This window comes from Streptomyces sp. VNUA24, assembly GCF_029167005.1.
In the GTDB taxonomy this organism is placed as follows: Bacteria; Actinomycetota; Actinomycetes; order Streptomycetales; family Streptomycetaceae; genus Streptomyces; species Streptomyces scabiei.
Genome location: NZ_CP119143.1, coordinates 4,440,171 through 4,454,388 on the forward strand (window position 1 = coordinate 4,440,171; position 14,218 = coordinate 4,454,388).

The window sequence follows — 14,218 nt, forward strand, 5'->3', positions numbered from 1 at the left end:
CCGTGTCCGTCGCACGTCGCGCGTCGTCCACCGCCCGCCGGTCGTTGGTGACCGCCACCGCCGCGGGCACCCTGCTGTGCGCCCTCTGGTTCGTGCCGTCCGCCAACGCGACCCAGGAGACGGCCGTACGCGAGCAGACGACCACGACGTCCGACACGTCCGCCACCACCGGTGACACCCGCGAACTCGCCGACACCGGCAGCCCGAACACCACGCCCTACGTCATCGGCGGCACCGCGATGCTCGGCCTGGGCGCGGCGTTCGTCGCGTACTCGATCCGCCGCGAGCGGGAGGATCTCGGGCCGGTACGGGGCGTGTAGCCGCCTGTGGTCATCCGCAGGTTCGGTGGGAACTGCGCGAGAAGCCCCGCCGGACCCGCACCCGAAGCGCCCACGGCCCTCAGGCGAGCACCCCGGTGACGGACTCCGCCGCCGCGACCAGCCGCCCGTCCCGCACGAACGCGTCGGCCAACTCCAGGTCGGGCGCGAGGAAACGATCCGGCCCCGGCCCCTCGACCCCGGCCGCCCGCACGGCTTCCACCACGGCCCGCGTGGCGGGCGCGGCCACCAGCCCCTCGCGCAGCTCGACGCCCCGCGTCCCGGCGTACAGCTCCACGGCCAGCACCCGTGTCAGGTTGTCCACGGCGGTCCGCAGCTTGCGCGCCGCCGACCAGCCCATCGACACATGGTCCTCCTGCATCGCGGAGGACGGGATCGAGTCCGCCGACGCCGGTACCGCGAGCCGCTTCAGCTCGCTCACCAGCGCCGCCTGCGTGTACTGCGCGATCATCAGCCCGGAGTCCACCCCGGCGTCGTCCGCGAGGAACGGCGGCAGCCCGTGCGAGCGGTTCTTGTCGAGCAGCCGGTCCGTGCGCCGCTCCGCGATCGAGGCGAGGTCCGCCACCGCGATGGCGAGGAAGTCGAGGACGTAGGCGACCGGCGCCCCGTGGAAGTTGCCGTTGGACTCCACCCTCCCGTCGGGCAGGACCACGGGGTTGTCGACCGAAGCCGCCAGCTCCCGTTCCGCGACGAGCCGCGCGTACGCGACGGTGTCCCGGCCTGCCCCGGCCACCTGGGGGGCGCACCGCACCGAGTACGCGTCCTGCACGCGGGGCGCGTCGTCCTGGTGGTGCCCGGTGAGCCCCGACCCCTTCAGTACGGCGAGCATGTTGGCCGCCGAGGCCGCCTGTCCGGGATGCGGGCGGATGGCGTGCAGTTCGGGGGCGAGGACCCGGTCCGTGCCGAGCAGGGCCTCCAGGGAGATCGCGGCGGTGATGTCCGCGGAGGTGTACAGCCGCTCCAGGTCGGCCAGGGCCATGACCAGCATGCCGAGCATGCCGTCGGTGCCGTTCAGGAGGGCCAGCCCCTCCTTCTCGCGCAGCTCGACGGGGGCGATGCCGTGCTCGGCCAGCAGCTCGTCGGCCGGCCGTACGACCCCGTCGGGGCCTTCGGCGTCGCCTTCGCCCATCAGGGTGAGCGCGCAGTGGGAGAGCGGGGCCAGGTCCCCGGAGCAGCCGAGGGAGCCGTACTCGTGGACGACGGGGGTGATGCCGGCGTTGAGCACGTCGGCCATGGTCTGCGCGACCTCGGGCCGGACGCCGGTACGGCCCGAGCAGACGGTCTTCAGCCGGAGGAACATCAGCGCGCGGACGACCTCGCGCTCCACCCTCGGGCCCATGCCGGCGGCGTGCGAGCGGACGATGTTGCGCTGCAGCCGGGCCCGCAGCTCGGGGCTGATGTGCCGGGTCGCGAGGGCGCCGAAGCCGGTGGAGACGCCGTAGACGGGCTCCGGCTTGGCCGCCAGCGCGTCCACGATCTCGCGGGCCGCCGCGAGCGCGGCCACCGCCTCGTCGGAGAGCTCGATCCGGGCGCCGGCGCGCGCCACGGCGAGGACGTCGGCCGCGGTGACCCCGGACGTCCCGAGGACCACCGTGTCCACAGAGTGCATATCCATATTCAGGATCGTAGGGACTGAATCGCCGAATGTCACGACCGCGGAACGGAAGGGCTCCTTACCCCCGTCGCACGATCTTGCCGAAATCCGGCATTCACCTATCCGCGTAGATCAGAATCCGCTCAGAGAACGATCAGAGAACGCTCCGAGATTGATCAGAATTGGCAGGTCAGAGCGTTGAGGGCGGGCACACGCGCGTAGGGTCGACATACCGGACGACGGCGGGGCCGCGCTCCAGCAGGAGCCGTCCACCCCTGCCACGCCCGTGCCACGCCCCTTCCGGGCCACCGACCGGCCCACGGCTCACTCCCCCCTGGCCGTGGGCAGCCCAGGGCCGCGCGTCGACTCGACCCCGCGCGCGCGGCCCGCCCTAGGTGGACCGGCGCCCTCGAATGCGGCGCCGGTCCCCCGGGTGCGCGGGATCGGCCGGCGCGGGCGGCCGGTCCGCCAGGCTGACGACCGGGTCGTCGGCACCCTCCCCCTCACGCCCCGCGACGACCGGCTCCACGGACCCGGCCGCCTTGGCCCGGTACTGCGCCGCGTCGGCCAGCCGGAACAGCCGCCGGGCCGAGCGCAACGGCCCGATGGGATCCCCGGTGGACGCGACACCGCAGGCGACCCCGTCGCCCGGCTCCAGCTCCCTCGCCCGTACGCAGAGATCAGTGGCGACCCGTACCACCTCGTCCGCCGACGGCCCCACCGCGAGCAGACAGAACTCGTCCCCGCCGAGCCGGGCGGCCAGCACCCGGGGCAGTTCGGCCGCACAGCGCGACAGCACGGACCCGAAGCGCTCCAGCAGCTGGTCCCCCATCGCGTGCCCGTGGGAGTCGTTGACCTTCTTCAGGCCGTTGAGGTCGCAGACGACGAGGCTGATCACCGTGCCGTCGCGCCGGTGCGCCTCCATCGCCTCGTCGAGGCGGAGATCGACCGCGCGCCGGTTGCCGAGCCCGGTGAGCGGGTCGGTGAAGGCCAGCCGCCGGGCCTCCTCCAGCCGCTCGGACTGCGCGAGGCCGGCGGCCACGACCGAGGCCAGCACGGTCGCGAAGGCGGCGTCACCGCCGTGGAAGACGGGCTCCCCGGCGGGCCGGGCCACATACAGCTCGCCCCACGCCCGGCCGTTCAGCACGACGGGGGCCACCACGCAGCAGCCGCGGCCGCGCCGGCGCAGGGCGGCCACCCGCTGGTGGCAGTAGCCGCCGGGGCGCCGCCCGCCGACCGGTCCGGCGGCGGTCTCCACCCAGGCGTTGGGCTCACCGCCCTCCAGCCACCGCTCGTGCAGGAACTCCGCGATCTCCGGGAACTCGTGCACCGGGTACGTCTCCTCCTCGGGGAACTCCTCCTCGTCCGCCGCCCGGTTCCCCACGTTCACGAGCACCCGCAGCAGCCCGCGGTCCCGCTCCCACACGGACAGCGCGGCGAAGCTGCCCGACAGGGCCCGGCACGACCCGTCCGCGGCCGCCCACCACGTCTCCGGCGACGTACGCGCCCCCGCCATCCCACGGGCCAGCGCCACCACGGCCCTCAGCCGCCTGTCCTCTCCCATCTCCCCAGGCTAGGGAGGTTCCAGATGATATGGGACGTTGGTGAAGCGAACAGGGGTACGGCCGACCGCATGACAGCCGACCCCACGGCCACCTCCGTCGGTGCCCCCGCCCGACGGCGACCCTGCCCATCGATGACCCGCCCATCGATGACCCGCCCGACGGCGACCCGTCCGACGGGTCCCGGCCCGACGGCGACCCCGCCCGCCGGTGACCCGCCGCGGCCCACCGGCCACTCTCCCGGCCAGTCCGGCACGGCCACTCCCCCGGCCAGTCCGGCACGGTCACTCCCCCGGCCAGTCCGGCTTCCGCTTCTCGTTGAAGGCGGCCACACCCTCCGCCCGGTCCCCCGAGAACGCCACCGAGCGCCAGGCCGCGTCCTCGACCTCCAGCCCGGCCCGCAGGTCCAGTCCCTGCCCGAGGCGCAGCGCGCGCTTGGCCGCGCGCAGCCCGACCGGCGAGTTCGCGGCGATCCGCTCGGCCAGCGCCAGGGCCTCCGTCCGGTCCCTCCCCTCCTCCACCACCTGGTCGACGAGTCCCAGCTCCCGCGCCTCCCCGGCCTCCAGCCGCCGCGCCGTGAAGATCAGCTCGGCCGCCCGCGCGGCGCCCACCCGGCGCGGCAGCAGCTGCGTGCCCCCGCCTCCCGGGATCACCCCCACCGACACCTCGGGCAGCCCGACGACCGCCGTGGAGTCGGCCACGATCAGGTCGCAGGACAGGGCGAGTTCGAAGCCGCCGCCCAGCGCGAAGCCGTGCACGGCGGCGATCGTGGGCATCGGCAGCTCCAGCACGCCGGTGTACGCCGCCCGCGCGACGGGCCGCTGCCGGAGCAGGTCGGCGTCGCTGAAGGAGTTCCGCTCCTTCAGGTCCGCCCCCACGCAGAACGCCCGCTCGTGCGTGGACGTCACCACGACCACGCGGGCGTCACGGTCGGCGGCGAGCGCCACGCACGCCGCCGAGACGGAACGGGCCATGTCGGTCGACACGGCGTTCATGGCCTTGGGCCGGTCGAGCGCGAGTTCGGCGACGGACCCGTGCCGCCGCACCACGACGAACTCCCCGAACCGCCGCTCCCCCTCCGCCCCTGCCGCCCGCTCCACTGCCGCACCGTCACCCATAGAACCCTCCGGTTAACGCGGGTTAACTCTCCTGTGGCCCCGATCATCGCAGCCGCCCCCGGCCGGCGGAAACCCCGGACGAAGCCGGACCCGGAACGCGACCGCGCCGACGATCCGGAACGGCAGGGCGGCGGCGTCATCCGCGCGCCCGGCGCACACCCCGACGGGAGCCCCCGCGAGGCGTCCCCTTGACGTACCCCGACGATCTTCTCCACGGACGAGTGACATCCCGGCCTTCTCCGGCCGCACCGCCCGTCCCGGCACATAATCTGCGCTCCGCCACAGGCGCACCGGCGGACACGGGCGCGTAGGGGAGGGACGCACCATGACGACGGACACGGCCACCCGGCCGGCATCCACCGCACCACGAGCGCCCCGGGAGGCTCCGGCGCCGCCCGCGGCGTCCCGGACCCCCGAGCCCGAGCCGTCGGCGCCCTGGAGGCCGTCGACGGCACCCCTCCCGCCCCTCGCCTCCGGCACGCCGGACGAGACGGCACCCCGGCCGCGCGGCCGGCACCGGCGGCCCCGGCCCCGCAAGCTGCTGTTCGCGGTGGGCGGCATGGCGCTGGCGGCGGGAGCGCTGAGTCTGCTGCGGGTGACGTCGGACCCCGTCGGCGGCGGCGCGAGTGCGGCGGGCCCGGCGCCGAGCGCGGCGGACGGCTTCACGGACGAGGCCACGACCGAGGCCGGTACGACGGTGGCCGACGAGCCCCCAGCCGACGCGGGAACCCCGACCGCCGACGCCCCCATGGGAGGCGGCACCACGGCCTCACCCCCGCCACGGTCCCCGGGAGCGCCCGCGCCCACGCCGGTCCCCTCCACCCTCCTGCCCGCCCCCGGCATCGGTGTCGAGATCCCCTCCGCCCCCTCCGGCCCGGACGCCCGCGACGAGATCACCGGAAACGCGCCCGCCTCGGACACCGCCCCGGCGGCCCGCGCTCCCGAATCCCCCCGCCCCGCTCCGCCCGCACCCACGCGGCCACCGGAGGCGGCACCCCGCCAGCCGGCCACCCCGGACTCCCCGCCCCCACCGGCCGCCCCCGCCGACACGGCCACCCCCGCGAAGCCGGGCCTGTGCGTCCCGCTGGTCGGCCTCTGCGTCGACGAGGCCCTCGGCGGGTGAGAGGCGGCATCCGGCACTCCGCGGACGGCCACGGCTGCCCCCGGCGCTCAACGGCCCCGACGGGAACGGACGGAAGGCGGCTCAGCCCTTCCCCGGCCTCCGCGTGAGCAGCCACGGCTGGACGACGCCGAGGCCGCGCACCGGGCGCTGCCACATCGGCTGGAGCGCGAAGCGGTACGCCGGAGGCTCCTCACCCTCCTTCTCGGCGGCGGCCGCGGCTTCGGCGGCCTCGGCCTCGGAGGCGGGGGCCTCGCCCGTGCGGGTCAGCTCCTCGGCGAAGGCGCCGTCGACGAGGACCGCGTCCTTCGGCGCTATCGAGGTGAGCCGGCTCGCGAGGTTCACGGTCGAACCGAAGACGTCGCCCATCCGCGTCGTCACCGTGCCGAAGGCCATACCGACGCGCAGCTCGGGCATGGTCTCGTCGTTGGCCATGGTCTCGATCAGGCGCAGCGCGATCTCGGCGGCCACGCCCGCGTCGTCGGTGGCGTACAGGACCTCGTCGCCGAGGGTCTTGATGAGCCGCCCACCGTTCGCCGCCACCAGGTCCGCCGCGGTGGTCTCGAAGGCTTCGACCAGCTCGCCGAGCTCCTCCTCCTCCATCCGCCGGGTCAGCCGGGTGAACCCGACGAGATCGGCGAAGCAGACGGCCAGCCGCCGGTCGACCATCTCCTCGTCGTCCGCGGCCTGCACGACCCGCCCGGTGGCAGCGGCCAGCTGACGGCGCCAGACGTAGACGAGGAACTCCTCCAGCTCCGGCAGCAACAGCTCGATCAGCGGATACGTCACCTCGGTCCGGGTCATCCCCGGCTCCGGGGGCTCGGTCAGCCCCTCCAGGAAGGAGTCGATCTGCCACTCGGCGAGCCGCGCGGTGGTCTGTCCGGTGGACCGGGCCACCTGCACCGCCATGGCCTCACTGAGCAGCCCCGCCTCCACGAGACCGGCGAGCCGCCGCAGCGCGAGGACGTCCGCCTCGGTCAGCGCCTTGGCCTGCCCGATGTCCGCGAAGCCCATGGCCCGCCAGAAACGGGACGCCAGTTCCATGGAGACGCCCGCGCTGCGGGCCGCCTGGAAGGGGGTGTACCGGCGCTCGGCCCCGAGGATCAGCCCCTCGAGCCGCAGCGCCAGCGGGTCCTCCTCATCGGCGTCCACGTCATGGGGCTCCGGCCGCTCGAGCGAGGCCGAGAGCGGGGGCGGCTCCACGCGGTCGTCCGCGTCCGTGCCGGAGCCCGTGTCCTCGACGCTCACTCCTGCTGCCCTTCCGATCTCCCGCGGTCACGTACTCGACCGGCCTCAACTCTACGGCAGGTGTGCGCCAGCTCACTCCGTGAGGTGGGCCGAAGGGTGCTTCCCCCTTCCGGGGGACGGCGCCGGCGCGGGCGTGCGCCCCTCGGAGCACGCGCCCGGCGCCCCACCAGCGCCCTCCGGGCCCGTACGCCGGACACACGCCCCCGGGTGCCCAAGCCCCACCATCCCCACACGTCACACCGCCTCGCCCGTCACGCGGGCCGCAGATGCACGATGTCCCCCGCCCCCACCGGCTCCTGCACCCCGTCCTCCGTGGCGAGCACCAGACGCCCGTCCCCGTCCACCGCCACGGCCTCCCCGACGACCGACCGGTCCCCGGGCAGCTCGGCGCGCACCTTGCGCCCGAGCGTCGAGCACCCGGCGGCGTAGGTCTCCTGCAGACCGCTGACCGACGGGTCGCCGCCGGCGGCCCGCCACCGTCCGTACCACTCCTCCAGCGACCGCAGCACGGCACGCAGCAGCGGATCCCGGTCCGTGGTCACGGCTCCGGCCAGCGCCAGCGACCCCGCCGCGGGCACCGGCAGCTCCTCCTCCCGCAGGCTGACGTTGATGCCGATCCCGATCACCACGCCGTCCGCTCCGGCCCGCTCCGCGAGGATCCCGCCGGCCTTGCGCTCCTCGCCCCCCACGGTCACCAGCAGGTCGTTGGGCCACTTGAGTGCCGTGTCGACGCCGGCGGCCCGGGACAGGCCGGTCGCGACGGCCACCCCGGTCAGGAGCGGCAGCCAGCCCCAGCGCTCCACGGGCACCTCGGCCGGCTTGAGCAGCACGGAGAAGAACAGGCCGGAGCGCGCGGGCGCGGTCCAGATGCGGTCGAGGCGCCCGCGGCCCGCCCGCTGCTCCTCGGCGACGAGCACGGCCCCCTCGGGCAGCCGGTCGGCGCGCCCCGCGAGGTCGGTGTTGGTGGAGTCAACCACCGGCCGCACGTCCAGGGAGCTCCACAGGCCGCCCTCCCGGACCAGCGCCCGGCGCAGGGAGGCGGAGTTGAGGGGCGGCCGGCCGAGGTCGGACCAGCGGTCCGACCTCGGCTCACCCGGTCCGCTGGACGGGTCACCTTGTGCACCTGGCGGGTTCGTCATGCAACCCAGCCTAGGTTTGACATCCTCCGCCCCGCGAGAAGGGGACGGATTCCAGCCCGGACGAGCCGAGGTTCACGGGCGCTCGATCACTCTCGTGATGTCACCCCTCCGACGTGTCCCGCCGCGACGCTCCGATCGCACAAGCGGAAGGGGTCAGCAGTGTGGTAAACGCCGCACTGCCGAACGGTAGGCGCAGCACTACGCTACGGATGAGTAACCCCACACACTTCTGAGCACGAGTCCAGCACCACCGCGTACGCACCGAGTCCCTCACGTCCCCATCAGCAGGCAGGGAGCCGCATCCCGATGTCCGAGCCGGAACAGTCGGCGAGCCCGACGAGCACCGACATTCACACGACCGCGGGGAAGCTCGCGGATCTGCAGCGCCGTATCGGCGAGGCGACGCACGCCGGCTCCGAGCGCGCGGTGGAGAAGCAGCATGCCAAGGGCAAACTGACGGCCCGTGAGCGCATCGAACTCCTCCTCGACGAGGACTCGTTCGTGGAGTTCGACGAGTTCGCCCGCCACCGCTCCACCGACTTCGGCATGGAGCACAACCGCCCCTACGGCGACGGCGTCGTCACCGGCTACGGCACGGTCGACGGCCGCCCGGTAGCCGTCTTCTCCCAGGACTTCACGGTCCTCGGCGGCTCGCTCGGCGAGGTCTTCGGCCAAAAGATCATGAAAGCCATGGACTTCGCCCTCAAGACCGGCTGCCCCGTCATCGGCATCAACGACTCCGGCGGCGCCCGCATCCAGGAGGGCGTCATGGCCCTGGGCATGTACGGCGAGATCTTCCGCCGCAACACCCACGCCAGCGGCGTCATCCCGCAGATCAGCCTCGTCGTCGGCCCCTGCGCGGGCGGCGCGGTCTACTCCCCCGCGATCACCGACTTCACGGTGATGGTCGACCAGACCTCGCACATGTTCATCACCGGCCCGGACGTCATCAAGACGGTCACCGGCGAGGACGTCGGCTTCGAGGAACTGGGCGGCGCCCGCACCCACAACGCCACCTCAGGCGTCGCGCACCACATGGCCGGCGACGAGAAGGACGCCATCGAATACGTCAAGCAGCTCCTCTCCTACCTCCCGTCCAACAACCTCAGCGAGCCCCCGGCCTTCCCCGAGCAGGCGGACCTCACGCTCACCGACGAGGACCGCGAACTGGACACGCTCGTCCCGGACAGCGCGAACCAGCCGTACGACATGCACACGGTGATCGAACACGTCCTGGACGACGCCGAGTTCTTCGAGACCCAGGCCCTCTTCGCCCCGAACATCCTCACCGGCTTCGGCCGTGTCGAGGGCCACCCGGTCGGCATCGTCGCCAACCAGCCCCTGCAGTTCGCCGGTTGCCTGGACATCGACGCCTCCGAGAAGGCCGCCCGCTTCGTGCGCACCTGCGACGCCTTCAACGTCCCCGTCCTGACCTTCGTCGACGTCCCCGGCTTCCTCCCCGGCGTCGGCCAGGAACACGAGGGCATCATCCGCCGGGGCGCGAAGCTCATCTACGCGTACGCCGAGGCCACCGTGCCCCTCATCACGGTCATCACCCGCAAGGCGTTCGGCGGCGCCTACGACGTCATGGGCTCCAAGCACCTGGGCGCCGACCTCAACCTCGCCTGGCCCACGGCCCAGATCGCCGTCATGGGCGCCCAGGGCGCGGTCAACATCCTCCACCGCCGCACCATCGCCGCCGCCCCCGAGGTCGAACGCGAAGAGGTCCGCGCCCGCCTGATCCAGGAGTACGAGGACACCCTCCTCAACCCCTACACGGCGGCCGAACGCGGCTACGTGGACGCCGTCGTCATGCCCTCCGAAACCCGCCGCCACCTCGTCCGCGGTCTTCGCCAACTCCGCACCAAGCGCGAGTCCCTCCCCCCGAAGAAGCACGGAAACATCCCCCTCTGACCCCTCCAGCCGACCGGGAACTGTCATGAACATCAAGGTCGTACGGGGAAACCCGACCCCTGAGGAACTGGCCGCCGCCCTGGCGGTGGTCAGAGCCCGCGCCGCGGCGGCAGCCACCGAACCCCCCACCGCCCCCACCCCCCGCGACGCCTGGTCCGACCCGTCCCGCATCGCCGCCCGCCGCCTCCCGGCCCCGGGCCCGGTCACCTGGAGCCGCACCTATTGGCCCGGCTGAGCGGAATCCGCCCTACCGATTTGAGTACGCGTACTCAGGCGCCCGGCCCCCCGGCCGGGGCACCATCGCAGCATGCTCTGGTCCGACCCTGAGAACGAGCCGCCGAAGGAACTGCGCGACACGCAGGCCATGCTTCGGCGGCTCGGCGTCCTCATGGCCTGCGCCATGCTCCTGGCCATGCTGGTCCTGGGCCTCCGCTGACCGTGCACCCTCCACGGACGGTGAACGAAGGGCCGACCCATGCATGCTGGACGGACGGTGAACGCCGGGTCGGTCGCGTACGGCGAGAAGGGGGTGTGCCGGGGGGTGTCCGCCCGCAGCGGTTGGCGCGTCAACGCCCCGCGCCTCCCAGCAAGCCGATTCCGCGCCGTTCCGAGGACGGACACCCCCCGGCGCGCCCCCGACCCACCCACCGCCCCCAGGCGAACCCCCCACCCACAGCAGCCCACCCCACCCCCAGCCACCGCTGGAAGACCACCCCACCCCCGCCACCCCTGCCCGCCGATACCCTGACGCACATGACCGACCAGCAGCCCCGCCGCCTGATCCTCGCCTCCCAGTCCCCCGCCCGGCTCAACCTGCTCCGCCAGGCCGGCCTCGCCCCCGAGGTGATCGTCAGCGGCGTCGACGAGGACGCCGTCAGCGCCCCCACCCCCGCCGACCTGGCCCTCGCCCTCGCCGAGGCCAAGGCCTCCGTCGTGGCGGCGAAGCCCGAGGCGAAGGACGCCCTGGTGATCGGCTGCGACTCGGTCCTCGACCTGGACGGCCAGGCCCTGGGCAAACCGGCCGACGCCGAGGAGGCCACCGCCCGCTGGAAGTCCATGCGCGGCCGCGCCGGCACACTCCAGACGGGCCACTGCGTCTACGACACGGCCACCGGCCGCCACACGTCCGCGACCGCCTCCACCGTCGTCCACTTCGGCAACCCCACCGACGAGGAGATCGCCGCCTACGTCGCCTCCGGCGAGCCCCTCCACGTGGCGGGCGCGTTCACCCTGGACGGCCGCTCGGCCCCGTTCATCGACGGCATCGAGGGCGACAACGGCAACGTGATCGGCCTCAGCCTCCCCCTGCTCCGCCGTCTGCTCGCCCACCTGGGCGTAGGCATCACGGAGCTGTGGGCGCCCCCCGCGAGGTAGCGAACGCCCCCACCGAACCGGCCCCGTCAGGAGGCGCCGGGAGCGGCCGGAGCGGCCTGCTCCGGCACAGCGCCGGCACCGGCGACCCCGTCCTGCCGGTCGTACGTCATGAGCGTGAGCAGCACGAGCCCGAGCACCACCATCATGAACACGAACGCACCCCACCCGACCAGCCCCACGGTGAGCGCGCCGAGCAACCCGTGCACGACGGCCACGCTGATGAGCAGGATCCTCCCGAGCCCGGCGGCGGGCCGGTTGCGGAGCGCGACGAGCAGGGCGACCACACCGCAGAGGACGAAGTAGAGGCCGAAGACGACACCCCCGGCCTTCGTGGAGAGGGACATCGCGTCCGGATCCAGCCCGGCGAGCGACATCTTCTGCCGGTCGACGACCGTGCCCAGGAACCACTGCAGCCCGGCGATCCCGAGCCCCTCCACGAACAGCACGAACGCCGTGACCACCGCCACCGGTCTGCGGATCACCGGCCCCACCCACTTCCCACTCTCGTCCTGCTGCTCTCAGCGCCTCGCGGGGCCCAGTCGTTACCCCAGGTAGGTGTTCCAGACATCGCGAACGCTACTAACGGGTAAACCCCGGGACAAGGGTTCTCACGAGAGCAAAGAATCGTTGGGCCATTAGTAGGGATTCCACAAAGAAACCCAACCGGCCGCAGCGCGGCCGCACAGAGACCTTGACCACATCAGAGGGCTAGGGTTTCCGCATGGAGACCTGCGCAATGCTGTGCGACAAGGGATTTCGCAGGTTGAGTGAGCCTCGTTTCACGCTCCGTGTGGGCAAGCTCACCATTGTGGACGGGTCGAAACGCCGTGTCGGCAGTCCCTAAACTCGGCTTGTTTCAAGGAGAGGGAGCCATCGTGCGCAAGGTGTTGATCGCCAACCGAGGCGAAATCGCTGTCCGCGTCGCCCGGGCGTGCCGGGACGCCGGGATCGCGAGCGTGGCCGTGTACGCCGATCCGGACCGGGACGCGCTGCATGTGCGGGCCGCGGACGAGGCGTTCGCCCTGGGCGGTGACACTCCGGCGACCAGCTACCTGGACATGGGCAAGGTCCTCCAGGCGGCGAAGGACGCGGACGCCGACGCCGTCCACCCCGGCTACGGCTTCCTCTCGGAGAACGCGGAGTTCGCCCAGGCGGTCCTGGACGCGGGCCTGATCTGGATCGGCCCGCCCCCGCAGGCGATCCGCGATCTGGGCGACAAGGTGGCGGCCCGTCACATCGCCCAGCGCGCCGGCGCGCCGCTCGTCGCGGGCACCCCCGACCCGGTCTCGGGCGCGGACGAGGTCGTGGCGTTCGCGGAGCAGCACGGTCTGCCGATCGCGATCAAGGCGGCGTTCGGCGGCGGCGGCCGCGGCCTGAAGGTCGCCCGCACGCTCGAAGAGGTCCCGGAGCTGTACGACTCGGCCGTCCGCGAGGCGGTCGCGGCGTTCGGCCGGGGCGAGTGCTTCGTGGAGCGCTACCTCGACAAGCCCCGCCACGTGGAGACGCAGTGCCTGGCCGACTCCCACGGCAACGTGGTCGTGGTCTCCACCCGTGACTGCTCCCTGCAGCGCCGCCACCAGAAGCTGGTCGAGGAGGCCCCGGCCCCCTTCCTGTCCGACGCGCAGAACGCCGAGCTGTACGCGGCGTCGAAGGCCATCCTGAAGGAGGCCGGCTACGTCGGCGCCGGCACGGTGGAGTTCCTGGTCGGCCTGGACGGCACGATCTCCTTCCTGGAGGTCAACACCCGCCTCCAGGTGGAGCACCCGGTCACCGAGGAGGTCACCGGCATCGACCTGGTCCGTGAGATGTTCCGGATCGCGGACGGCGAGGAACTCGGCTACGACGACCCGCCGATGCGCGGCCATTCCTTCGAGTTCCGCATCAACGGCGAGGACCCGGGCCGCAACTTCCTCCCGGCCCCCGGCACCGTCACCACGTTCACCCCGCCCACCGGCCCCGGCGTCCGCCTGGACGCGGGCGTGGAGTCCGGCAGCGTGATCGGCCCGGCGTGGGACTCCCTCCTGGCCAAGCTGATCGTCACCGGCGCCACCCGGCAGCAGGCCCTGCAGCGCGCGGCCCGCGCCCTGGACGAGTTCACCGTCGAGGGCATGGCCACGGCGATCCCGTTCCACCGCGCGGTCGTCAAGGACCCGGCGTTCGGCCCCGAGCTGACCGGCTCCAGCGACCCGTTCACGGTCCACACGCGCTGGATCGAGACCGAGTTCGTCAACGACATCAAGCCCTTCGCGGCCCCGGCCGACACCGAGGCCGAGGACGACTCCGACCGCGAGACGATCGTCGTCGAGGTCGGCGGCAAGCGCCTGGAGGTCTCCCTCCCGGCCGCTCTCGGGATGACCCTGGCCCGCACCGGCCTCGCGGCGGGCGCCAAGCCCAAGCGCCGCGCGGCGAAGAAGTCCGGCCCGGCGGCCTCCGGCGACACCCTCGCCTCCCCGATGCAGGGCACGATCGTCAAGGTCGCCGTCGAGGAGGGCCAGGAGGTCAAGGAAGGCGACCTGATCGTCGTCCTGGAGGCCATGAAGATGGAGCAGCCCCTCAACGCCCACCGCTCCGGCACCGTCAAGGGCCTCAGCGCGGAGGTCGGCGCCTCGATCACCTCGGGCGCCCCGATCTGCGAGATCAAGGACTGACCAGCACCTGAAGTCCCCGCGCCCCATCTTCTCGGGGCGCGGGGACTTGCGTCTTCCGGGGCGCGGGGACTTGCGACTTCCGAGGCTTGGGGACTTGCGACTTCCGAGGCGCGGGGACTTGCGTCTCCTGGGGCGCGGGGACGTGCGCGAGAAGCCGTCCCCG

General features: G+C 73.3%; 13 protein-coding genes. 7 read left to right on the plus strand and 6 right to left on the minus strand.

Going from position 1 to position 14,218, the window contains the following annotated elements; genetic code table 11:
* Positions 1-2 precede the first annotated feature (2 nt).
* Entirely contained in the window at positions 3-320 is a 318-nt protein-coding gene (locus PYR72_RS18665) for a hypothetical protein (RefSeq protein ID WP_275456392.1), read from the plus strand.
* A 79-nt stretch (positions 321-399) separates the two neighbouring features.
* Here PYR72_RS18665 and hutH read toward each other — a convergent pair whose 3' ends face one another.
* The 3 genes from hutH to PYR72_RS18680 form a co-directional block, all read right to left on the minus strand.
* Positions 400-1,938, minus strand: a complete 1,539-nt coding sequence (gene hutH / locus PYR72_RS18670; protein WP_275460448.1) for a histidine ammonia-lyase — start codon at positions 1,936-1,938, stop codon at positions 400-402.
* A 385-nt stretch (positions 1,939-2,323) separates the two neighbouring features.
* Complete coding sequence (locus PYR72_RS18675; protein ID WP_275456393.1) at positions 2,324-3,496, minus strand: sensor domain-containing diguanylate cyclase; 1,173 nt, start codon at positions 3,494-3,496, stop codon at positions 2,324-2,326.
* A 282-nt stretch (positions 3,497-3,778) separates the two neighbouring features.
* A complete protein-coding gene (locus tag PYR72_RS18680; protein ID WP_275456394.1) occupies positions 3,779-4,612 on the minus strand; it encodes an enoyl-CoA hydratase-related protein in 834 nt (277 codons plus the stop codon).
* Between the two features lie 325 nt (positions 4,613-4,937).
* Here PYR72_RS18680 and PYR72_RS18685 point away from each other — a divergent pair, with 325 nt between their 5' ends.
* Positions 4,938-5,735: a hypothetical protein gene (locus tag PYR72_RS18685; protein WP_275456395.1), complete on the plus strand. Its 798-nt coding sequence runs from the start codon at positions 4,938-4,940 to the stop codon at positions 5,733-5,735.
* Between the two features lie 81 nt (positions 5,736-5,816).
* On the opposite strand, the gene PYR72_RS18690 is transcribed toward PYR72_RS18685, so the two are convergent.
* Together PYR72_RS18690 and PYR72_RS18695 are read right to left on the minus strand one after the other, a co-directional pair.
* Positions 5,817-6,980 (minus strand): adenylate/guanylate cyclase domain-containing protein, encoded by a 1,164-nt coding sequence (locus tag PYR72_RS18690; protein ID WP_059084995.1) that lies wholly within the window; start codon positions 6,978-6,980, stop codon positions 5,817-5,819.
* 251 nt (positions 6,981-7,231) lie between these two features.
* Positions 7,232-8,119, minus strand: coding sequence for a biotin--[acetyl-CoA-carboxylase] ligase (locus PYR72_RS18695; protein ID WP_275456396.1), 888 nt, complete (start codon positions 8,117-8,119; stop codon positions 7,232-7,234).
* A gap of 306 nt (positions 8,120-8,425) precedes the next feature.
* Between PYR72_RS18695 and PYR72_RS18700 the strand changes: the two genes are divergently transcribed.
* The 4 genes from PYR72_RS18700 (at position 8,426) to PYR72_RS18715 (ending at position 11,407) form a co-directional block, all read left to right on the plus strand.
* A complete protein-coding gene (locus PYR72_RS18700) occupies positions 8,426-10,033 on the plus strand; it encodes an acyl-CoA carboxylase subunit beta (RefSeq protein ID WP_275456397.1) in 1,608 nt (535 codons plus the stop codon).
* Positions 10,034-10,058: 25 nt separating this feature from the next.
* Complete coding sequence (locus PYR72_RS18705; protein ID WP_275456398.1) at positions 10,059-10,268, plus strand: acyl-CoA carboxylase epsilon subunit; 210 nt, start codon at positions 10,059-10,061, stop codon at positions 10,266-10,268.
* 72 nt (positions 10,269-10,340) lie between these two features.
* The gene (locus tag PYR72_RS18710) at positions 10,341-10,469 is read left to right on the plus strand and encodes a hypothetical protein (protein WP_005480905.1); all 129 of its coding nucleotides are present in this window, start codon (positions 10,341-10,343) and stop codon (positions 10,467-10,469) included.
* 317 nt (positions 10,470-10,786) lie between these two features.
* Positions 10,787-11,407, plus strand: a complete 621-nt coding sequence (locus tag PYR72_RS18715) for a nucleoside triphosphate pyrophosphatase (RefSeq protein ID WP_275456399.1) — start codon at positions 10,787-10,789, stop codon at positions 11,405-11,407.
* A 26-nt stretch (positions 11,408-11,433) separates the two neighbouring features.
* Here PYR72_RS18715 and PYR72_RS18720 read toward each other — a convergent pair whose 3' ends face one another.
* Positions 11,434-11,889: a hypothetical protein gene (locus tag PYR72_RS18720; RefSeq protein WP_275456400.1), complete on the minus strand. Its 456-nt coding sequence runs from the start codon at positions 11,887-11,889 to the stop codon at positions 11,434-11,436.
* A 393-nt stretch (positions 11,890-12,282) separates the two neighbouring features.
* On the opposite strand from PYR72_RS18720, the gene PYR72_RS18725 reads away from it, so the two are divergent.
* Positions 12,283-14,055 carry a biotin carboxylase N-terminal domain-containing protein gene (locus PYR72_RS18725; protein WP_275456401.1) on the plus strand — a complete coding sequence of 591 codons (1,773 nt, stop codon included), beginning with the start codon at positions 12,283-12,285 and terminating at the stop codon, positions 14,053-14,055.
* Positions 14,056-14,218: the final 163 nt, after the last annotated feature.